Raw genomic sequence first — 18,644 nt, forward strand, 5'->3', positions numbered from 1 at the left:
ATACAAGGCTGAATGGTATGGTAGAACTGTACACAAAATAGATACCTTCTACCCTTCAAGCCAATTGTGTTCAGTATGTGGCTACCAAAATGCAGAAGTTAAGGACTTAAATATAAGGAAATGGGTATGTCCTAAATGCCATAGCATACATGATAGAGATGCTAATGCAAGTAAGAATATTCTAAAGCAAGGATTAAAAGAACTAAAAATAGAGGTGGCGTAATCCTGTAATAAATACGGTAAGAACTATCGGAATCAAGCCTGTGGAGATAGTAGATTGCGAGGTCGAAGAAGCAGGAAGCCCCATCCCCTTGTGGGTGGGGTAAGTTCACGGACAAGGATATTGTGAAAGTAATGACCGGTATACGTAGATGTGGAAAATTTGTAATGTTAAAGTTGATTCAGAAGGAGTTAATTAATTTAGGAAAATCTCCAGAGGATTTTATATCAATTTGATTTCAATGTGGACATATATGTAACAGGATCCAATGCTAAACTATTGTCGGGTGAACTTGCCACATATCTTGCAGGACGTTACGTGGAGATTCACGTTTATCCATTTTCCTATGGTGAATTATTGGATATTTTAAAAGAACAGCATAAGGATATAAATGAATCAGAAGCATTTTGCATTACATTGTGTATGGTGGTATGCCATTTATTTATGAAAATACAGTCACTGATGAATCAGCTATTCAGTACTTAAACGATGTGTTTGACTCTATTATTCTAAAAGATGTGACGCAGAGAAATCTGCATTTTTCATGTGGCATCTAGGGAAGATTTAATTGGTAAAAATATATTGCAATTTCAAGAAAAAGTGTTTATCACGGATCATGGATTAAGGGAAGCTGTGTACGGAAATAATCAAAGAGATATAGGTCAAATTTTAGAAAATATAGTATTTATAGAATTGAAGAGAAGAGGATATGACGTAACTGTTGGAAAGAATAATAATTTAGAAGTGGATTTTGTTGCTCACAAAGGTGCTAATAGGTTTTATGTACAAATAGCCTATCTTTTGGCAGAGGAGAGTACAATGGAACGGGAATTCAGAGCTTTGGAGAGTATTCCCGACAATTATCCTAAGTATGTGGTAACCATGGATGAAATCGACAAAAGTAGAAACGGCATAAAACACATGAACATCAGAAAATTTCTTCTTAAGGATGATTACGAATAAATTAAATCATATCTAAATAAAAAATATGTAGAAACAAAAAAGTTGCAAAAGATGCGGGCGGTATGCCAGATGCGGTAATAGATATTTGGAAGAACAGGGTTGAATATTGGGGATATACATACGAGCAATATTTTAGTTTGCCAAATAGTGTGACCATAAGCCATAATAATGTAGGCGTTGATGGTAGACCACTGTATTAGGAGAGAGAGTATGATAAAGAAAATAAGTTTAATAATAGGTTGCTTGATTTTATTATCCATTACAGCTTGCACAACCAAGAATGATTCTAACAACAATAATGAAAATAATAAAGTGAATGATTTTAAAGAAGAATGGTATTTATCAATGACCACTACCGAAGGAAATAATGAGGATCTATATGTTAGTAATAATGTTTATGATTTTAAAACTAACACTATAACTAAAAGTGATAAGATGAAAAGAACTTCTCAATATGCCTTAAGTGTATATGATGCAACATCCGAATGTATCTATTATTCTGATAAGGATAAATTTCGAGGTGGCGACCAGCTTTTTGTCTATGATAATAGGACAAAGGAGAAAAAACAGCTAACAAATGAACTCTTTGCTATTAACTATATATTTCCAAGGAAGGATGATGTACTGCTCGTAGCAATAAAATCTTCATCAAGAAATCTTGGGTTGTATAGATACAGAAAAGATACACAGCAGTTAGAAACTGTAGAGTTTGAAGGCAATAAAACAAATCAAATTAGTACGTGGTTAATGAAGTATAATCCAAGTAATGATGAGTATATAATCCAAGCATATGATGAAAATGAAAGAGATAAGTTAACTGAAGAATGGAATAATAAAAACTATACACCAGAGGAAGCAGCGAAAAATCCATTAAATATCCCTATATACTTTTATAGCTATAAAGACAATAAGCTATTGTATTTATTAAAAAAAGACATGATTCAAGGTTTTGGTTTAATAGCTAATAAAGATAAAATAGTTTATAAATTTTCACATGCAGATTATACCGAAGATGTATATATATATGACCGAAATGAAAAAACTGAAAAGAAGATTAAAAATCCTGGATTTGTAGACTATATGTATTTGAGTGATGATGGTAATAGGCTATACGGAATGTGTGATGGAATAAAATATTTAGATTTATCTTTAAATAAAATTGAAGACTGTAAAGAGTTTAAAACTAATGCTTATATTAATAATGGTGTTTTATTAAGAAGGTATGAGTAGACTAATGCATCTAAAATCATAAAAAATAAAGTCCTGAGTGTTCATGACTTTATTTTTTTTCATTAATAATATAAAATAGAGGATGTACTATATGTAATATGAAGTAAAAAAATACCAAAACACTGTAAATGGTGTTATAATAGATATGTTAAATTAAAAATGCAAAGGATGTGGGAATTTGATAATCAAACTAGAAGAAATATTAGAACAGATTGATAAGTTAAATGAAAATGTAAAGGAAATGGGGTTTTCTCTTTGACTTGGATAATAAGAAATCCACTTTGTCAGAACTAGAGCATAAAATGCAAGAGAAGAACTTTTGGGATGATCCTGAAAAGGCTACCCAGATAACCAGTGAAGCTAAAAATCTTCAAGATAAAATAAATGATTATGAAGGTTTAAGCAGTAGAGCAGAAGATTTGAAATTGCTTACGGAGATGAGTATTGAGGGCGAGGATGAAGAGTCCTACAATGAAATAAAGAAAGAATATAAAGAACTTAATAAAATATATGAAACCATGAGAATTGAAACTCTCCTAAATGGTGAATACGATAGGAATAATGCTATTCTTACTTTGCACACTGGTGTGGGAGGTAATGATGCCCAGGATTGGACTGAGATGCTCATGAGGATGTATACAAGATGGTGCGATAAGAAGGGATTTAAAATAGAAATCCTAGACTATATTTCCGCAGATGAAGCGGGAATCAAATGCGTTACCATGAGAATAATAGGTGAGTTTGCTTATGGATATTTGAAGTATGAAATGGGTGTTCATAGGTTAGTTAGAATTTCACCGTACAATGCCAATGGGAAAAGGCAGACTTCTTTTGCGTCCTGTGAAGTTATTCCAGAGCTTAAAGAAGAGCAGAATAAGATAGAAATAGATACACAGGATCTCCGCATCGATACTTATAGGTCCAGTGGGGCTGGTGGGCAGCATGTTAATAAAACTGAATCTGCCATTCGTATTACCCATATTCCAACGGGTATTGTGGTGCAGTGTCAAAATGAAAGAAGTCAGTATTCCAATAAGGAAACAGCTATGAATATGCTGAAAGGAAAATTGTTATCCCTTAAGGAAACCGCACACAAGGAAAAAATTGAAGATTTGGCGGGAGACCAAAAGGGTATAAGTTGGGGAAGTCAGATAAGGTCTTATGTTTTTCACCCGTATACTCTTGTAAAGGACCATAGAAGTTCTGTGGAAACTAGCAATATAAATGGAGTAATGGACGGAGATATAGATATGTTTATAAATTATTTTTTAGGTAAGGGGTCAATGTAATATGGATAGTATAATTCAATGTTTATGTAAAGAACTTTCTTTGAAACAAAGCCAAGCTGAAAGCGTTATAAAATTACTAGACGAGGGTTCCACTGTACCTTTTATAGCAAGATATAGAAAGGAAGCTACCGGTGGTCTTGACGATGTAAAATTGAGAGATTTTGATGAGAGACTTAGATACCTTAGAAATCTTGAAGATAGAAAAAATACGGTTATTTCCTCTATTGAGGAGCAAGGAAAATTAACAGAGGAATTAAAAAGTAAAATACTGAAATCCGAAACTTTGACAGAAATTGAGGACTTGTATAGACCGTACAAACAAAAGAAGAGAACAAGAGCTACCATAGCAGTGGAAAAAGGATTGGAACCTTTAGCAAAGCTTATCTTTGAAGGAAATGTTACAGACATAGATGGGGAAGCGGAAAAGTATATAAATGAGGAAAAGGGCGTAAAGAGTACTCAAGAGGCTTTGCAGGGTGCTAGAGATATAATGGCAGAAACAATCTCTGATAATGCTAACTTTAGAAAATGGATAAGAGAATTCCTTAAAAAAGAGGGAAAGCTCACTTGCAAGAAATCTTCTAAAGCAGGAGAAGATGCTACACCCTATGAGATGTACTATGAATACAGCGAAGCTATTAAAAATATGCCTGGACATAGAATTTTAGCTGTAAACCGCGGGGAAAAGGAAGATGTTCTAAGTTGTAAAATTCAAGGGGATGAAAATAGAATCCTAGATTACATAGAAAAAAATGTGGCTACTCACAATGAAAAATGTAATAGTGAAATTTTTATTGCAGCAGCGGATGCTTTAAAGAGATTAATATATCCTTCTGTAGAAAGAGAGATAAGGGCAGAGCTTACGGAAAAAGGTGAGGAGGGTGCCATTGGTATATTCAAGGAAAACTTGAAAGCTCTCTTAATGCAACCACCTGTAAATGGTAAAATTGTACTTGGCTACGATCCAGGCTTTAGAACTGGCTGTAAAATTGCCGTGCTTGACGATACAGGAAAAGTTCTTGGTACTGAAACTGTGTTTGCAGCTCTTCCAAAGGATGACAAGGTAAAGGCTAAGAAGATTTTGAGAGACTTAGTGGTTAAATACAATGTAGATGTAATTTCCCTAGGCAATGGAACTGCTTGTAGAGAGTCGGAGGAGCTTATAGGGGAACTTATAAAAGAAGTTAAAGAAAAGGATAAAAGGGACTTGTCTTATGTCATAGTATCAGAGGCAGGGGCATCTGTTTATTCCGCATCACCTCTTGCTACTAAGGAATACCCAGATATAAATGTATCACTGAGAGGTGCGATTTCCATAGGAAGAAGACTTCAAGATCCTTTGGCTGAACTTGTAAAGATTGATCCAAAGTCCTTGGGAGTAGGGCAATATCAGCATGATGTAACACAGAAAAAATTAGAGGAATCTTTAAAGGGCGTGGTAGAGGATTCCGTAAATAATGTAGGTGTTGATTTAAATACAGCTACTCCATCCCTTCTTTCTTATGTTTCTGGTATAAACAACACCATTGCCAAAAATATTGTGGAATACAGAGAAGAGAATGGCAAATTCAAAGATAGAAAGCAACTTAAAAAGGTAAAGCGTCTTGGTGATAAGGCCTTTGAACAATGTGCAGGTTTCCTTCGTGTGTCCAATGAAAAAGAGCCTTTGGACAATACCAGCGTGCATCCAGAATCCTATGAAGGAGCCCGAAAGTTATTAGAAATCCTAGGCTATAGTAAAGAAGATATATTAAAGGGTGGATTGGGGGACATAGACTCTAAAGTTAAGTTTTTTGGTATAGAAGTGCTTAGTGAAAAAACAGGTCTTGGCACTCTTACACTGCAGGATATTATCAAGGAATTGAAAAAGCCGGGAAGAGACCCAAGAGAAGAACTACCAAAACCAATTTTTAAAACAGGAATCCTTGAGTTAAATCAGCTTGCATCAGGTATGGAGCTCATGGGAACTGTGCGAAATGTATCAGATTTTGGTGCTTTTGTAGATATCGGTGTTCACCAAGATGGTTTAGTTCATATCAGTCAACTTTCCAACAAATTTGTAAAACATCCTTTAGACGTGGTAAAGGTTGGAGATATAGTAAAGGTAAAAGTTCTGGACATAGATGAAAAGAGAGGTAGAATATCTCTTACTATGAAAGATTAAAAAGTAATAGCATATAACAACCTATAAAAGTTGTTATATGCTATTTTTGTATTAAAATATAGTATTACTTTAATACAAAGGATTTACAATCTGTGCACTCAACTTTTGTAGGGTTTTCTTCATGAGTTCCTACTTGGATACTGCTTAATGTACAGTAATCTGAGCAACAGTCATGATGCTGGCACTGCTGAACGCTACATTGTATGCTTTCATTTTTTTGCATGACAAGTACCTCCTTTTTCATGATACTAATATTGTTTACTAAAGTAAAAAAAATATTAGTGGAAAATAATAGAGAATTATAGAAAAAAGTATTTACAAAAACAAAAAAAAACAGTACAATATTAATAAAATATTTATAATATAAAAAACATTTAGGAGGGGTACTATGCCAGAAATTATGGAAAAAAACGAACAGGAACTTCAATTAAAAGCTATACAAACTTTAAATATGTTGGAAGCTAATAATGTGGGAGGCTCAATTCTTGTAAGAAATAACGGGGGATATGTAGCAAGATTTTCAGTGAAATTCAATCTAAATGGGCAAGTTATAACAAAAGACAGTGGTGACTTTACATTAGGAGTTAATAAGAGTATAGACATTCCAGCAGAGGCTACAGAAATTCATCTTAAAGTAGAGGAAGCTTGGTTTATAAAAAGTTGGTCTACTATTTTCACAAAAGATTTTGGAACTCCAGTCAATAAAAGCTACGAAATATCTGGAACAACATTAAATCCAAAGTGGAAAGAAATATAATTTCCTGTGTTTACAAGAAAAATATCAAGAATCATTGTAAAGTGTACAGGCATATGATATAATGTTTTTGAATTAAATAAGATTTACTCTTCAGGGCGGGGTTAAATTCCCCACCGGCGGTATAGCCCGCGAGCCGAAAGGCATGATTTGGTGTGACTCCAAAGCCGACAGTATAGTCTGGATAGAAGAAGAGACGTGTGTTGTGACTTGTCGCCCTGGTATTTTTATGCTAGGGCTTTTTTTCATACACACTCTTCTACTCTGAAAAGAATCATTTTTCAGGAGGGAAAATATTATGGCGGAATTATTAAGTAAAAGAAAAGTTTTATCAACAAATGGTATGATTAAAATATCATTATTATCTGTAGTGGCATTTGTATTAATGCAGTTAGAGTTCTCAATACCTATATTTCCATTTTTCTTGAAGTTAGATGTCAGCGACATTCCAGCTATATTGGGTGGACTAGCTTTGGGGCCAATATCTGGCGTATTGATACTTATGTTTAAAAATATTTTAAACTGTTTTGTTACTACAACTGGTTTTATTGGGGAATTAGCTAATTTTTGCGTAGGGTTTTTTTATATTTTTACTGCAAGCTTTATTTATCAAAAGTATAAAACTACAAAATCTCTTATAATTGGACTTGCTCTTGGTACATTAATTATGTCTTTAGCTGCTGCGGTGCTTAATTATTACTTTTTTATACCTGCTTTTGCAGCCTTTTTTGGAGCTCCCGTAGAAACTTTTGTAGGTGCAGCTACAAAAATTAATGGTAATATAACTACTTTTAAAGCTTTGATTTATTGGATGATTATTCCGTTTAATCTGTTAAAAGGGTTAGTTGTTTCCATTGCATATATGATGCTGCATAGGCATGTAACACCAATTATAAATAATAAAGCATTTAAATAAATTTTAAGTTTTTAAAAGCGTTGCATATATGTGTGGCGCTTTTTTTAATTGGAATGCTAAGGAAGATGTTTACAAACAACTTTCATGTGGTAAACTAAACATAATAAGTTTTTTGTGAAAAGGGGAAGAAAATATGGATATTAGATTTATATATGGAAGCAGCGGAAGCGGAAAAACTACATACATTATAGATGAAATAGAAAAAATATATAAAACCACAGAAGACAATGGAAAGATATTATTGGTAATTGTTCCAGAACAGCTTACATTTCAGACGGAAAAGAAATTGATTAATAGATTTGGATTTCTTGGTTCTAGAATTGAGGTAACTAGCTTTAAAAGATTAGCCTATAGACTTTTCAAGGAAGTTGGTGGTGTCACAAAGACCTACATGGATTCTGCGGGAAAAACCATGATGTTGCATAAAATAATAGGCGATATTCAGACACAATTGAAGGTTTTTTCTGGATGTATTAACCAAGTGGGCTTCGTGAATAACATTCTAGATATAATTTGCGAGTTCAAAAGATACAATATAAGTGCAGAAATGTTAGATATGCTTAAGAACCAACTGCCAGAGGATTCCTTTATTTATGATAAATTAAGCGATCTTTCTCTTGTATACAACAGATTTAATCAATCAATTAATTTAAAATATGCAGACGCTGAAGAGGATCTCAATGTGGCGGCAAGAAAGCTAATTCAAAGTGAGATTTATAAAGATATAGATGTATGGCTAGATGAATTTAGCGGTTTTACACCTCAGCAGTATTTGTTGTTACTAGCTTTGTGTCAAAATGGATGCAATTTAAACTTTACACTTAATATGAATTTTCACTGTGAGGAGGATGCGGCTTGTAGAGACGTATTTTCGCCTATAATATACACTAGGGATAAAATCATTGAAATGGCAGTGGAGCACAACATAAGACTTTTAGAACCTGTAAAGCTTCAGGGCAATCCACCTAATAAGTTTATTAATGCGTTGGATATTGCCTATTTAGAGCAGAACTATTTTAAGTATCCTTTCATTCCATATGGGGAGAGTACTAACAGCATAGAAATCTTTAAGGCGAAAAATGTGTATTCTGAGGTGGAGGATACAGCAAGAAGTATAGTTTCACTATGCAGAGACAAGGGTGCTAGTGTAAGCGAAATTGCGGTGATTATGAGAAATTTAGATGATTATGAGGCACTGATAAAATCTGTTTTTCAAGAGTATGATATCCCTTATTTCTTAGATAAAAAGAAGGACATAAGCTCTAATATGTTCATGGTTCTTTTAACATCTCTTATGGATATACTGGAAAACAATTGGAACTATGAGAGCGTATTTAGATATTTGAAGACTTATCTTACAGATGTAGGGGAGGATGAGATTCAGATACTGGAGAACTATGTACTGGAGGCAGGCATTAAGGGCAAGAAAGCATGGACGGATGATCATGCTTGGTATACAAGGCTCATAATGATATACAAATTCAAGGATAAATTATCTAGAGAAATTAAAAAGTATTTTGAAGAAAAAGGCATGGTGTACAGAGATGAGGAGTTAGCTCAGTATATTATAGATATGATCATTGACGAAAAAAATGAGATGCTTCAAACAATAGAAGATGAGAAGAAATTATATGATATAGCTTTGGCAAGGAGGATTACAAAAGCTAGAGATTTGCTTATTGCACCCATAGTAAACCTAGGTACAGGTTTTAGGGGAAGTAAATCTGTAAAGGAGTTTTGTACAACTTTGTTTTCATACATGGAAAGCATGAATATGGGAGAAAAACTAGAAAAGATTATTCAGGAGTTTAATGAAAATGATCAATACGCTTTAGCAGAAGAGTATTCAAAGGTATGGAATTTCTTTGTTGAACTTATGGAACAAATGGTGGAAGTTATTGGCGATGAAAAGGTGAATTTAGAGGAGTTCAGCAATACTCTTTCCATGGGGTTAAAGGATCATAAAATGGGATTTATACCTCAAACCATAGAAGAAGTTATGGTAAGCAGTATAGAGAGATTTAAGGGGCATAACATTAAATATCTCTTTATTTTAGGTGTAAATGATGGAGTTTTCCCAAAGAGCATGGACAAAGAGGGGCTTCTAACTGACAGGGATAGGTTGTTTTTAAGAGAAAAGGGAATTGAACTGGCAAAGGATACTAGGAGCGTGGCCTTTGAAGAGCAGTACCTTATCTACACTACTTTGACATTGGGCTCAGATTTTATAAGGATAAGCTACCCTATCGCAGACAAAGGTGAAAAAGCATTAAGGCCTTCTATGATAATATTAAGGTTAAAGGCTTTATTTCCTTTAATCAAGGAGAGGAGCGATGTGATAACTTATGAAAATGAAAGGCTTATAAGTGCTCCTATACCTGCTTTTAATGCTTTAATTACTAGTTTTCAGGACATTTGCAATAGTGGAGAAGTTCCACCTATATTCGGAGAGACTTGTAGGTGGTTTATGGGACAACAGCAGTGGAAAAATAAATTAATGGATATTATGAATCATTTCTCATATTGCAATGAGGCAAAAAATATCGGGTGCGAAAATGCATTGAAGTTGTACGGTGAAGATATGAAACTTAGTGTTTCTAGAATAGAAAACTATGTACGGTGTCCTTTTGCATACTTTATAAAATATGGGCTCAATGCTGAGGAGAGAAAGGTGTTCAGCCTTACTCCACCAGATTTAGGAACTTTTATTCATGGTGTTCTCGATAGATTTGCTAGGTTAGTGGAGGAAGAGAGTTCCTTTAAAGAAATTGATGAAGCAAAGAGGGAAGAACTCATAAACAGAAGTTTTAATGAAGAAATGGAGCGATCCTCAGGTAGTATGTTTAAGGCCACTAAGAGATTTAATTATTTTGGCAATAGAATAGGCAGGATACTAAGGGTTGCCGCAAAATTTATGGTGATGCATATGCAACAGGGGGAATTCTTGCCACTGGGCTACGAAATCGAATTTGGATTTAAAGAAGGTACTTATTCACCTATAGAAATAAAAATTAGCAATGATAGAGTGGTAAAACTGGTTGGAAAGATTGATAGAGTGGATAAACTGGTAGAAAGTTCGGATAACTACTATAGAGTAATTGATTACAAATCTGGCAATAAGGATTTTAAGTTGTGGGAAGTTTATTATGGACTTCAAATCCAGCTCCTTACTTATTTGGATGCTATTCTAGAAAGAGAACAGCACAATACCGAAAATTTAACCATACCAGCGGGGATTTTGTATTTTAAAGTTGACAATCCTATGATAAAAACCGATGGGGATGTGGATCCTGCAGAAATAGAACTGGATGTAAAAAAACAATTGAAAATGAAGGGTATAGTGTTAGATGAAGAAGATATAATAAGAAAAATGGATAAGGACCTACAAGGAAACTCTCTTATAATTCCTGTGGGATTTAAGAAGGACGGAAGTCTCAGCAGTATGTCAAAAGTGGCCAGTAGAGAGCAATTCCAAGGGCTTAAAAATCACAATAAAAAAGTTATTCTTGAAAATTGTGAGGAGATATATGATGGAAATATAGGAATAAGCCCCGTAAAAACTAAGGTGGGAAATGCTTGTGATTATTGCCAATATGCTAGTATATGTGTCTTTGATAGCAATGACAAGGATAATGAATATAGATGCTTCTACGAGATGTCAGATGATGAGGTATGGCAGTTAATAAGAGAGGAGTGTAAGGAAAATGAGTAAGGTGGAATGGACTAAGGAGCAAAAACAAGTAATAGATGCTAGACATTGCAATCTACTGGTAGCAGCAGCAGCAGGTTCTGGGAAAACAGCGGTACTTGTAGAGAGAATAATACAAATGATTATAGATAAAAAAGCCCCGGTAGATATAGATCGGCTTCTAGTAGTTACTTTTACTAACGCTGCGGCATCAGAGATGCGTGAGAGAATAGCAGATGCTCTATCAAAAGAGATTTCTAAGGGGGAAAATTATGCTAGACTCCAAAGGCAGCTAACTCTGTTGAACAAAGCTAGCATAACTACTATCCACTCTTTTTGCCTTAATCTTATAAGAAATAATTTTCATAAGATAAATTTGGATCCTGGATTTAGAGTGGCAGATGAAACGGAAGTTTTGCTTTTAAAAAATGAAACCATGGAAGAGGTTTTTGAAGAAAATTACGATAATAACGAAGAGTTTCAAAAACTAGTGGATGTGTATGGAAGTAATAGGGATGATTCAAAGCTTATGGACCTAGTTCTTAGGATTTATGAATTCAGTATATCATCTCCCAATCCTTCAGAATGGTTGTATAATAGTTTAGAAAATCTAAATCCTACTAATATAAAAACTATTGAAGATTTAAATTTTATAAACATATTGAAGGATAATCTTCGCATAAATCTCCAAGGTATATGTGCACAATATGACGAAATATACAATATGTCCATGACAGAAGCGGAATTAGAGAAGTATAGTGCCTTTATATTAGAAGAAGGTGAACAGATAAAATTCCTTAATGAAAAACTACAAAATGGAGAATTTTCGGATTTTATGGAGTTACTACAGGGACTCACCTTTCAGAGGATGCCAACTATAAAAAAACTAGAAAATGTGGAATTAAAAGAGCAGATAAAGGGTATTCGAGATGATTTGAAAAAGGAAATCACAAAATTAAAAGAAAATTATAGTCATCTTACCATAGAGACAATTATAGAAGGCTATGAGAAGATGTACCCTGTATTAAAGATATTGTGCAGTACTGTTATGGAGTTTTCACAAAAATTCTCTATGAAAAAAAGGCGAAAGGGAATCATAGACTTTAATGACTTCGAGCACTTTGCCATAGATCTTCTTGTGGCCAAAAATGAAGATGGTAGTTTCAAAAAGGATGAAAATGGAGAATATATTCCTACAGCAGTAGCTTTAGATATGAGAGAAAAATACAGTGAAATCTTAATAGATGAATACCAGGATTCCAATTTCACCCAAGAACTTATATTGAATATGGTTTCTACAGTGAAAGAAGGTAAAGCTAATATTTTTATGGTGGGTGATATAAAACAGAGCATATATAGATTTAGGCAAGCTAAGCCTGAGTTATTTCTTCACAAATACAATACGTACAGTGATGAGGAGTCGGCTGATTACAGGAGAATTATGCTGTTCAAGAACTTTAGAAGTAGACAGCAAGTTATAGATGGTGTGAATTTTATATTTAAAGCCATCATGTCCGAAAAAGTTGGTGAGCTTAATTATGATGATAAAGAAGCTTTGTATTTAGGGGCAGATTTCCCAAATTTAGATGAAGGTGAAAATGGAGTTTTAGCTGACAATATAGATATGGAGCTTGTAGATCTTGAAGAAGTGTTGTTGGAAGAAGAGAAAAATGGGGTTCAAGGTGAAAATGCAGAGTTAGAGGAAGAAAAAGAGGAAGAAATTACAGCCATAGCATTAGAGGCTAGGTTAGTGGCAAAAAAAATACAACAAATGATGGAAAATACCCTTAAACCTTGTGTAGTTTATGACAAGACTATGAAATCCTATAGAAAAGTAACATATAGAGATGTTGTAATCTTACTTAGAAGTACTGCCAATAGGGCAGATACTTTTGTTAAGGAATTAAAGGAACAAAATATTCCCTGCTATGCCGATGTATCTACAGGTTATTTCGACACCACAGAGATTAAAACCATGCTAAGTCTTTTAGAAGTAATCGACAATCCTAGACAGGATATACCACTCCTTTGTGTTATGCGCTGTGTTACCATGGGAAATTTCACCGCAGAGGAGCTTATAGATGTAAAAATTAATACTAGCTTTGGAAATATATATTCTAGGTGTATTGAGTACAGAGATAAATTTATTCATGACGAAGATGAGGAGTTAAAAACATCACTGGCAAAAAAGCTTCATGTTTTCATAGAGAGGCTTCAGCAATGGAGAAAAAAATCCTTATATATGCCTACGGATGAATTAATATGGTATCTCTACACTGATACAGGTTACTATGGCTTTGTTGGGGCTCTCCCCAATGGGGTTCAAAGACAAGCGAATCTTAAGGTTTTGTTCCAAAGAGCTAAAGAATATGAAAATACAAGTTATAAAGGCCTATTTAATTTCATAAATTTTATTAATAAGCTAAAGAGCAACAGTGGGGACATGGGGAGTGCAAAAATTCTAGGTGAAAATGAAAACGTAGTTAGGATTATGAGTATCCACAAAAGCAAAGGTTTAGAATTTCCAGTAGTGTTTTTGTGTAGCATTCAAAAGAAATTTAATCTCATGGATTTGAATTCAAATATGCTTTTAGATTATGATTTAGGGTTTGGACCAGATTTAGTTGATACGGATTTAAGGATCACTTATCCATTGCCAGTGAAAAAAGCTGTTCGAGAGAAGATTCTTATGGATACTTTGTCAGAGGAAATGAGAATACTATATGTTGCCCTCACTAGAGCTAGGGAAAAACTCATATTGGTAGGTTCCGTAAAATCACCTGAAAAATATGTAGAGAAAATTTATAACAATACTTTTCACAAAAATGGCAAAGTGCTAGAATACAGTATAATGAAGAGCAGAAGCTATTTAGAATGGATTTTATATGCCATGGGAAAAGGAAAGAAAAACGACGAACCTTGTAATATTGACATAAATTATTGGTCCTTGGAGGATTTAAAGAATATAGAAGAAGAGAATTTAACTGACAGGGGAGAAGTGTTGAGGGAAGCTTTAAAGGAATACATGGAAGGTGGCATAGATGAAAGCCTTTATGATATAATAGATGAAAGGTTGACTTATAAAACAATTACCAATTGTGAAAAAGTTCCTACGGTAGTCACTGTATCAGAGATAAAACATAGATACAATAGCTTTTACCATGAAGATGATGACACCGTTGCAAACAATGGGAAATCAGCATTAGATTTAAAGAGATTACCTAAATTTCTTCAAGGTGAAAGGGCTCTTACACCAGCTGAAAGAGGCACTGCAACCCACGCCGTTATGCAATACGTGGACTTGTCAAATGTGTATGATGAAAAAAGCATAAAAGACCAAATACAAAAAATGATATCAAGAGAGCTCATAACTGAGGAAGAGGGCAATGGTGCAGATACGTCTGCCATATATAAATTCTTTCAATCAGAGCTAGGGAAAGAGATGATATCTAGTTTCCCTAGAGTGTATAGAGAAAAGGAATTTCATATACCTATAGATGCTGGGGAACTTGTCAGTGATGAATGCAAACATTGCTTACAGGGCAAGAAGGTCTTGCTTCAAGGTATAATTGATTGCTATTTTATCACAAAGGAAAATAAAGTAGTTCTTCTAGACTATAAGACGGACTATATAAAAAATGGCGAAGAAGAAAAATTTTTAGATAAATATAGATTGCAGCTCCATTATTATGAGAGAGCTGTTGAAAAACTCACAGGGCGCAAAGTAGATGAAAAGTTCGTATATTCTTTTTATCTAAATAAAACTTTTAAATACTAATATATTAATGAGGTAAAAGAAATGGTGGTTTTTATTGCGAAGCTAATAAGGCGTTTTAAGGAGCACGATTTGTATGCCCTTTCTTGCCAATTAACCTATAACTTAATACTTTCTTTCTTTCCATTTTTGATGTGTTTGCTCACCATAATAGGATATAGCAAAATTGATAGCACGGTGGTACTAAAGGCCTTGAGATCTATTATGCCCTCCGATGTGTACACTCTCACTAGTGGTATTGTGCAAGAAGTTTTGGCGGGAGGAAGAATAGAACTTTTATCTTTTTCAATCATTGGTACAATTTGGGCTTCATCCAGTGGGTTTAGGGCAGTTATAAAAGGGTTAAACAAAGCTTACGAAACTGATGAAGATAGGCCATATATTGAAACGGTAATTATGTCTATATTTTTTGTTATAGGATTTATAATCGTGCTTGTGGTGGCATTTGGTATAATAGTTTTCGGAGAAAATCTTGGTTCAGTGGTGATGGATTATCTTAAACTTCCACCTAATTTCAAATGGAATTGGAATATATTGAGGTACTTAATATCCTTGTTTATTCTCTTTATTATAATGTCTGCCATCTACTATATTGTTCCTTGTAGGAAAATGACTGTAAAAGAAGTTATACCTGGTGCTTTATTGTCATCATTGGGATTTATACTAAGTTCTCAAATAATATCTTACTACGTAACTAACATTAATAATTATACTAGGATATATGGTGGACTTGGTGTTGTAATTATTCTTCTTTTGTGGCTATTCACTATCTCATTTATAATTTTGTTAGGTGGAGAGATAAATGCTGTGTTAGTAGAAGAATAGAAATATCAAAAACAAGTTTAAAATAAAAATAAGTGGGTATAATCTTAATATAAATTTAAGGAGGACTATCCATGAATAAAATTTTTTTGATAGGAAGACTTACAAAAGATGCAGAGCTGAAGGAAACACAGGAAAATAAAAAGAAATATACTAAATTTGCTTTAGCTGTAGAAAGAGAAAAAGCAAAGGACAAGGAAGCAGATTTTTTCAATGTGGCTTTGTGGGGAAATATAGCGGAGAGTTTAGCGCCTTACCTCAATAAAGGAAAGCTTGTCAGCGTAATAGGAACCCTTAGGAACAGTAATTACGAAAATAGTGAGGGTGAAAAAAAGTATTATACAGAAATTGTAGCAGAGGAAATAAAGCTATTGGAGTCCAAGCAAAAGGCCCAGTAAGCTATTGAGGTAAAAAGAAGAGTTGTGCAGTATAAAAATACGCACAACTCTTTTTTGCATATATTTTACATATAAACACTATTGAAAAAAACTATAGATATAATGTGAGCTATTGCGATACATAATAGCTATTTTTTAGTATAATTAAATTATAGATATAGTTAAGTTTAGGTATTGTTTGGAAAGGGGGAAATACATATGAAAATACTTCACATTATTTCACAGAGACCTTGTGATACTGGTAGTGGCATTTACGCTGTTAATTTAATAGAGCAGCTAAATAAAAGGGGTCACAGTCAAAGTTTTATTTATGCACAGGATGAAGGGGATCATACTCTATTTCAGAATGTGCAATGTTACCCAATAAACTTTTCTAGTGAAAGTTTGCCCTTTAATGTGGTAGGAATGAGTGATTCTATGCCATATAAAAGTTCACAATATAGAAATTTGTCGAAAAGCCAAATTAACAGTTATAAAAAAGAATTTTCCAGAGTTATAAGAAAGGCAGATAAGGAATTTCAACCTGACGTGGTAATTTGTCATCATTTATATTTGGGAACTGCCATAGCACGGAAGGAATTAAGCCATAGAAAAGTATTTGGAATATGTCATAGCACAGATTTAAGGCAGATATTGAGCCATGACATGGAAAATGAGTTTATTAAAGAAAACATAGGAAAGCTTACAGGTGTTTTAGCACTTCACCATGAATGTAAAAATCAGATTAAGGAGATCTTCTGCATAGACCCTAGTAAAATTTATGTTACAGGTGTAGGCTTTGACAATGGTGTTTTTTATGAAAGAAAAATAGAAAAAACTGAGCCATTTCAAATAGTTTATACTGGAAAGGTATGCTATGCTAAGGGGTTAGAGCCTTTGTACAATGCATTTAATCTTCTCTGCCGTAAGCATAAAAATGTGGAATTAAATATAGTGGGGACTGGAAAAGGTGAAGAGTTAGAAGATATAAAAACAATGTTCAAAGGGGCTAAGGGCAAGGTTAACTTTCTGGGCAAATTGAATCATGAGCAACTTTCACAATTGTATAGCAGGAGCCATATATTTATTTTACCTTCGTATTTTGAGGGACTTCCCTTAGTCATTGTAGAAGCGCTAGCATCTGGTATGGGTGTTGTGGCATCTAATATTAAGGGTGTAAAGCAGTGGATTGGAAAAGAAATAAATGAATCTGGAAGAATAATATTTGTAGATCTACCAACTATGGAAACCATAGATAAACCATTGAGAACGGAGTTACCAAGCTATGAAGAAAACTTATGTAAAGCTATGGAAAAACTCATGATTTCAATAAAAGAAAAAAGCTTAAAAGAGATTGATACAACACCTCTTAGCTGGCATGGACTAACAGATAGGATACTTGAAATAATTAGACCTCTATAGTATCATATTCATGAATAACATAAACAGAATTAACTAATATAAGCGATTTCATTGATGGGGTGATTAAATATGCAAGTTCAGAAATTTCAGGAATTCAAGAAAAAAGTAAATGACAATGTTAGCAAAGTTATTGTAGGTAAGGAGAGATATATAGACAAAATTATAGTTTCATTTATTTGTTCTGGTCATGTTCTTTTAGAAGATGTTCCGGGCTTAGGTAAAACCAAATTGGCTAGAGCTTTTGCAAAATCCATTGGCTGTGAGTTTAGACGTATTCAATTTACACCGGACTTGCTTCCATCTGATTTAACGGGAATGAACGTATTTAATCAAAAAACTGGAGAATTCGAATTTAGAAAAGGACCTTTGCTGGGAAACATAATACTTGCAGATGAGATAAATAGGGCAACACCTAGAACTCAATCGGCATTATTAGAAGCCATGGGAGAAGGACAAATTACTGTGGAAGGAGTTACAACCATTCTTTCAAAGCCTTTTTTCGTCTTAGCAACTCAAAATCCAGTGGAACAGTTCGGAACTTTTCCACTACCAGAAGCTCAACTAGACAGATTTTTTATGAGAATGTCCCTTGGCTATCCCAATGAAGAACAAGAACTAATCATGCTTAATAGGTTTCAGTCAGAAGAACCGCTGGACAACCTTCAAGAAGTTGTCACAAAAGAAGATATAGAATATGTACAAAACAATTATCAATATGTAGAAATAAAAGATGATATAAAACAATATATAGTTGATATAATTAAGATGACTAGATGCCATGAGAAGATTAGACTAGGCTCAAGTCCTAGGGGAACTCTTTCTCTAATGAAGGGTAGCCAAGCTAATGCAGCTATAAATGGAAGAGACTACGTTATAGCGGAGGATATAAAATACATAGCCAAAAGTATTCTATGCCATAGAATGCTTTATAATGGATATTCGGATATGAACCATAATATAGGTGAAGACATAATGGACGATATTCTTAAAAAGGTAAATACTCCCATGGAGAAAATATAGGTGA

16 protein-coding genes and 1 riboswitch are annotated in these 18,644 nt (G+C 33.9%); of the genes, 15 read left to right on the forward strand and 1 reads right to left on the reverse strand.

Annotated features, from left to right (window positions below):
* The 7 genes from BUA73_RS06570 to BUA73_RS06590 all read left to right on the forward strand — a co-directional run.
* On the forward strand, positions 1 to 223 hold a 223-nt coding region (locus tag BUA73_RS06570), incomplete at its 5' end, for a zinc ribbon domain-containing protein (RefSeq protein ID WP_072903361.1).
* A 240-nt stretch (positions 224 to 463) separates the two neighbouring features.
* Positions 464 to 706, forward strand: a complete 243-nt coding sequence (locus BUA73_RS14645) for an AAA family ATPase (RefSeq protein WP_341465309.1) — start codon at positions 464 to 466, stop codon at positions 704 to 706.
* A 60-nt stretch (positions 707 to 766) separates the two neighbouring features.
* Positions 767 to 1,183: a DUF4143 domain-containing protein gene (locus tag BUA73_RS14565; RefSeq protein WP_341465310.1), complete on the forward strand. Its 417-nt coding sequence runs from the start codon at positions 767 to 769 to the stop codon at positions 1,181 to 1,183.
* A 62-nt stretch (positions 1,184 to 1,245) separates the two neighbouring features.
* Positions 1,246 to 1,383, forward strand: coding sequence for a hypothetical protein (locus tag BUA73_RS14075; protein ID WP_178139233.1), 138 nt, complete (start codon positions 1,246 to 1,248; stop codon positions 1,381 to 1,383).
* Between the two features lie 10 nt (positions 1,384 to 1,393).
* Positions 1,394 to 2,413, forward strand: a complete 1,020-nt coding sequence (locus BUA73_RS06580) for a hypothetical protein (protein WP_072903362.1) — start codon at positions 1,394 to 1,396, stop codon at positions 2,411 to 2,413.
* A gap of 178 nt (positions 2,414 to 2,591) precedes the next feature.
* Positions 2,592 to 3,702, forward strand: a protein-coding gene (gene prfB, locus BUA73_RS06585; protein ID WP_178139234.1) for a peptide chain release factor 2 whose coding sequence is annotated in 2 segments (ribosomal slippage) — positions 2,592 to 2,669 and positions 2,671 to 3,702 — 1,110 coding nt in all. Because the reading frame shifts where the segments join, the coding sequence is not laid out codon by codon here.
* A gap of 1 nt (position 3,703) precedes the next feature.
* The gene (locus BUA73_RS06590; protein ID WP_072903364.1) at positions 3,704 to 5,866 is read left to right on the forward strand and encodes a Tex family protein; all 2,163 of its coding nucleotides are present in this window, start codon (positions 3,704 to 3,706) and stop codon (positions 5,864 to 5,866) included.
* A 64-nt stretch (positions 5,867 to 5,930) separates the two neighbouring features.
* Here the strand turns inward: BUA73_RS06590 and BUA73_RS06595 are convergent, their stop codons facing one another.
* Positions 5,931 to 6,089: a DUF1540 domain-containing protein gene (locus BUA73_RS06595; RefSeq protein WP_072903365.1), complete on the reverse strand. Its 159-nt coding sequence runs from the start codon at positions 6,087 to 6,089 to the stop codon at positions 5,931 to 5,933.
* A 165-nt stretch (positions 6,090 to 6,254) separates the two neighbouring features.
* Here BUA73_RS06595 and BUA73_RS06600 point away from each other — a divergent pair, with 165 nt between their 5' ends.
* The 8 genes from BUA73_RS06600 to BUA73_RS06635 all read left to right on the forward strand — a co-directional run bounded on the left by BUA73_RS06600 (position 6,255) and on the right by BUA73_RS06635 (position 18,640).
* Positions 6,255 to 6,623, forward strand: a complete 369-nt coding sequence (locus tag BUA73_RS06600) for a thiol-activated cytolysin C-terminal domain-containing protein (protein ID WP_072903366.1) — start codon at positions 6,255 to 6,257, stop codon at positions 6,621 to 6,623.
* Between the two features lie 82 nt (positions 6,624 to 6,705).
* A riboswitch (FMN riboswitch) is annotated at positions 6,706 to 6,820 on the forward strand.
* A 98-nt stretch (positions 6,821 to 6,918) separates the two neighbouring features.
* On the forward strand, positions 6,919 to 7,536 hold the full coding sequence (locus BUA73_RS06605) for an ECF transporter S component (RefSeq protein ID WP_072903367.1): 618 nt from the start codon (positions 6,919 to 6,921) through the stop codon (positions 7,534 to 7,536).
* A 133-nt stretch (positions 7,537 to 7,669) separates the two neighbouring features.
* Complete coding sequence (locus BUA73_RS06610) at positions 7,670 to 11,248, forward strand: PD-(D/E)XK nuclease family protein (protein WP_072903368.1); 3,579 nt, start codon at positions 7,670 to 7,672, stop codon at positions 11,246 to 11,248.
* The gene (gene addA, locus BUA73_RS06615) at positions 11,241 to 15,002 is read left to right on the forward strand and encodes a helicase-exonuclease AddAB subunit AddA (RefSeq protein WP_072903369.1); all 3,762 of its coding nucleotides are present in this window, start codon (positions 11,241 to 11,243) and stop codon (positions 15,000 to 15,002) included. Before BUA73_RS06610 ends, addA begins: the two co-directional genes overlap by 8 nt.
* A gap of 21 nt (positions 15,003 to 15,023) precedes the next feature.
* Positions 15,024 to 15,824: a YihY/virulence factor BrkB family protein gene (locus BUA73_RS06620; RefSeq protein ID WP_072903370.1), complete on the forward strand. Its 801-nt coding sequence runs from the start codon at positions 15,024 to 15,026 to the stop codon at positions 15,822 to 15,824.
* Positions 15,825 to 15,895: 71 nt separating this feature from the next.
* On the forward strand, positions 15,896 to 16,219 hold the full coding sequence (locus BUA73_RS06625; RefSeq protein ID WP_072903371.1) for a single-stranded DNA-binding protein: 324 nt from the start codon (positions 15,896 to 15,898) through the stop codon (positions 16,217 to 16,219).
* A gap of 198 nt (positions 16,220 to 16,417) precedes the next feature.
* Positions 16,418 to 17,620: a glycosyltransferase family 4 protein gene (locus BUA73_RS06630; RefSeq protein ID WP_072903372.1), complete on the forward strand. Its 1,203-nt coding sequence runs from the start codon at positions 16,418 to 16,420 to the stop codon at positions 17,618 to 17,620.
* Between the two features lie 69 nt (positions 17,621 to 17,689).
* Positions 17,690 to 18,640 (forward strand): AAA family ATPase, encoded by a 951-nt coding sequence (locus tag BUA73_RS06635; protein WP_072903373.1) that lies wholly within the window; start codon positions 17,690 to 17,692, stop codon positions 18,638 to 18,640.
* Positions 18,641 to 18,644 lie beyond the last annotated feature (4 nt).

Origin of the sequence: Hathewaya proteolytica DSM 3090 (genome assembly GCF_900142225.1) — a bacterium.
In the GTDB taxonomy this organism is placed as follows: Bacteria; Bacillota; Clostridia; order Clostridiales; family Clostridiaceae; genus Hathewaya; species Hathewaya proteolytica.

Coding starts and splice junctions, on each gene's coding strand:
- BUA73_RS06605 (WP_072903367.1), top strand. CDS start 6,919: ATGGCGGAATTATTAAGTAAAAGAAAAGTTTTATCAACAAATGGTATG.
- BUA73_RS06580 (WP_072903362.1), top strand. CDS start 1,394: ATGATAAAGAAAATAAGTTTAATAATAGGTTGCTTGATTTTATTATCC.
- BUA73_RS06630 (WP_072903372.1), top strand. CDS start 16,418: ATGAAAATACTTCACATTATTTCACAGAGACCTTGTGATACTGGTAGT.
- BUA73_RS06635 (WP_072903373.1), top strand. CDS start 17,690: ATGCAAGTTCAGAAATTTCAGGAATTCAAGAAAAAAGTAAATGACAAT.
- BUA73_RS06595 (WP_072903365.1), bottom strand. CDS start 6,089: ATGCAAAAAAATGAAAGCATACAATGTAGCGTTCAGCAGTGCCAGCAT.
- addA (WP_072903369.1), top strand. CDS start 11,241: ATGAGTAAGGTGGAATGGACTAAGGAGCAAAAACAAGTAATAGATGCT.
- BUA73_RS06590 (WP_072903364.1), top strand. CDS start 3,704: ATGGATAGTATAATTCAATGTTTATGTAAAGAACTTTCTTTGAAACAA.
- BUA73_RS06600 (WP_072903366.1), top strand. CDS start 6,255: ATGCCAGAAATTATGGAAAAAAACGAACAGGAACTTCAATTAAAAGCT.
- BUA73_RS06610 (WP_072903368.1), top strand. CDS start 7,670: ATGGATATTAGATTTATATATGGAAGCAGCGGAAGCGGAAAAACTACA.
- BUA73_RS06625 (WP_072903371.1), top strand. CDS start 15,896: ATGAATAAAATTTTTTTGATAGGAAGACTTACAAAAGATGCAGAGCTG.
- BUA73_RS14075 (WP_178139233.1), top strand. CDS start 1,246: ATGCCAGATGCGGTAATAGATATTTGGAAGAACAGGGTTGAATATTGG.
- BUA73_RS06620 (WP_072903370.1), top strand. CDS start 15,024: ATGGTGGTTTTTATTGCGAAGCTAATAAGGCGTTTTAAGGAGCACGAT.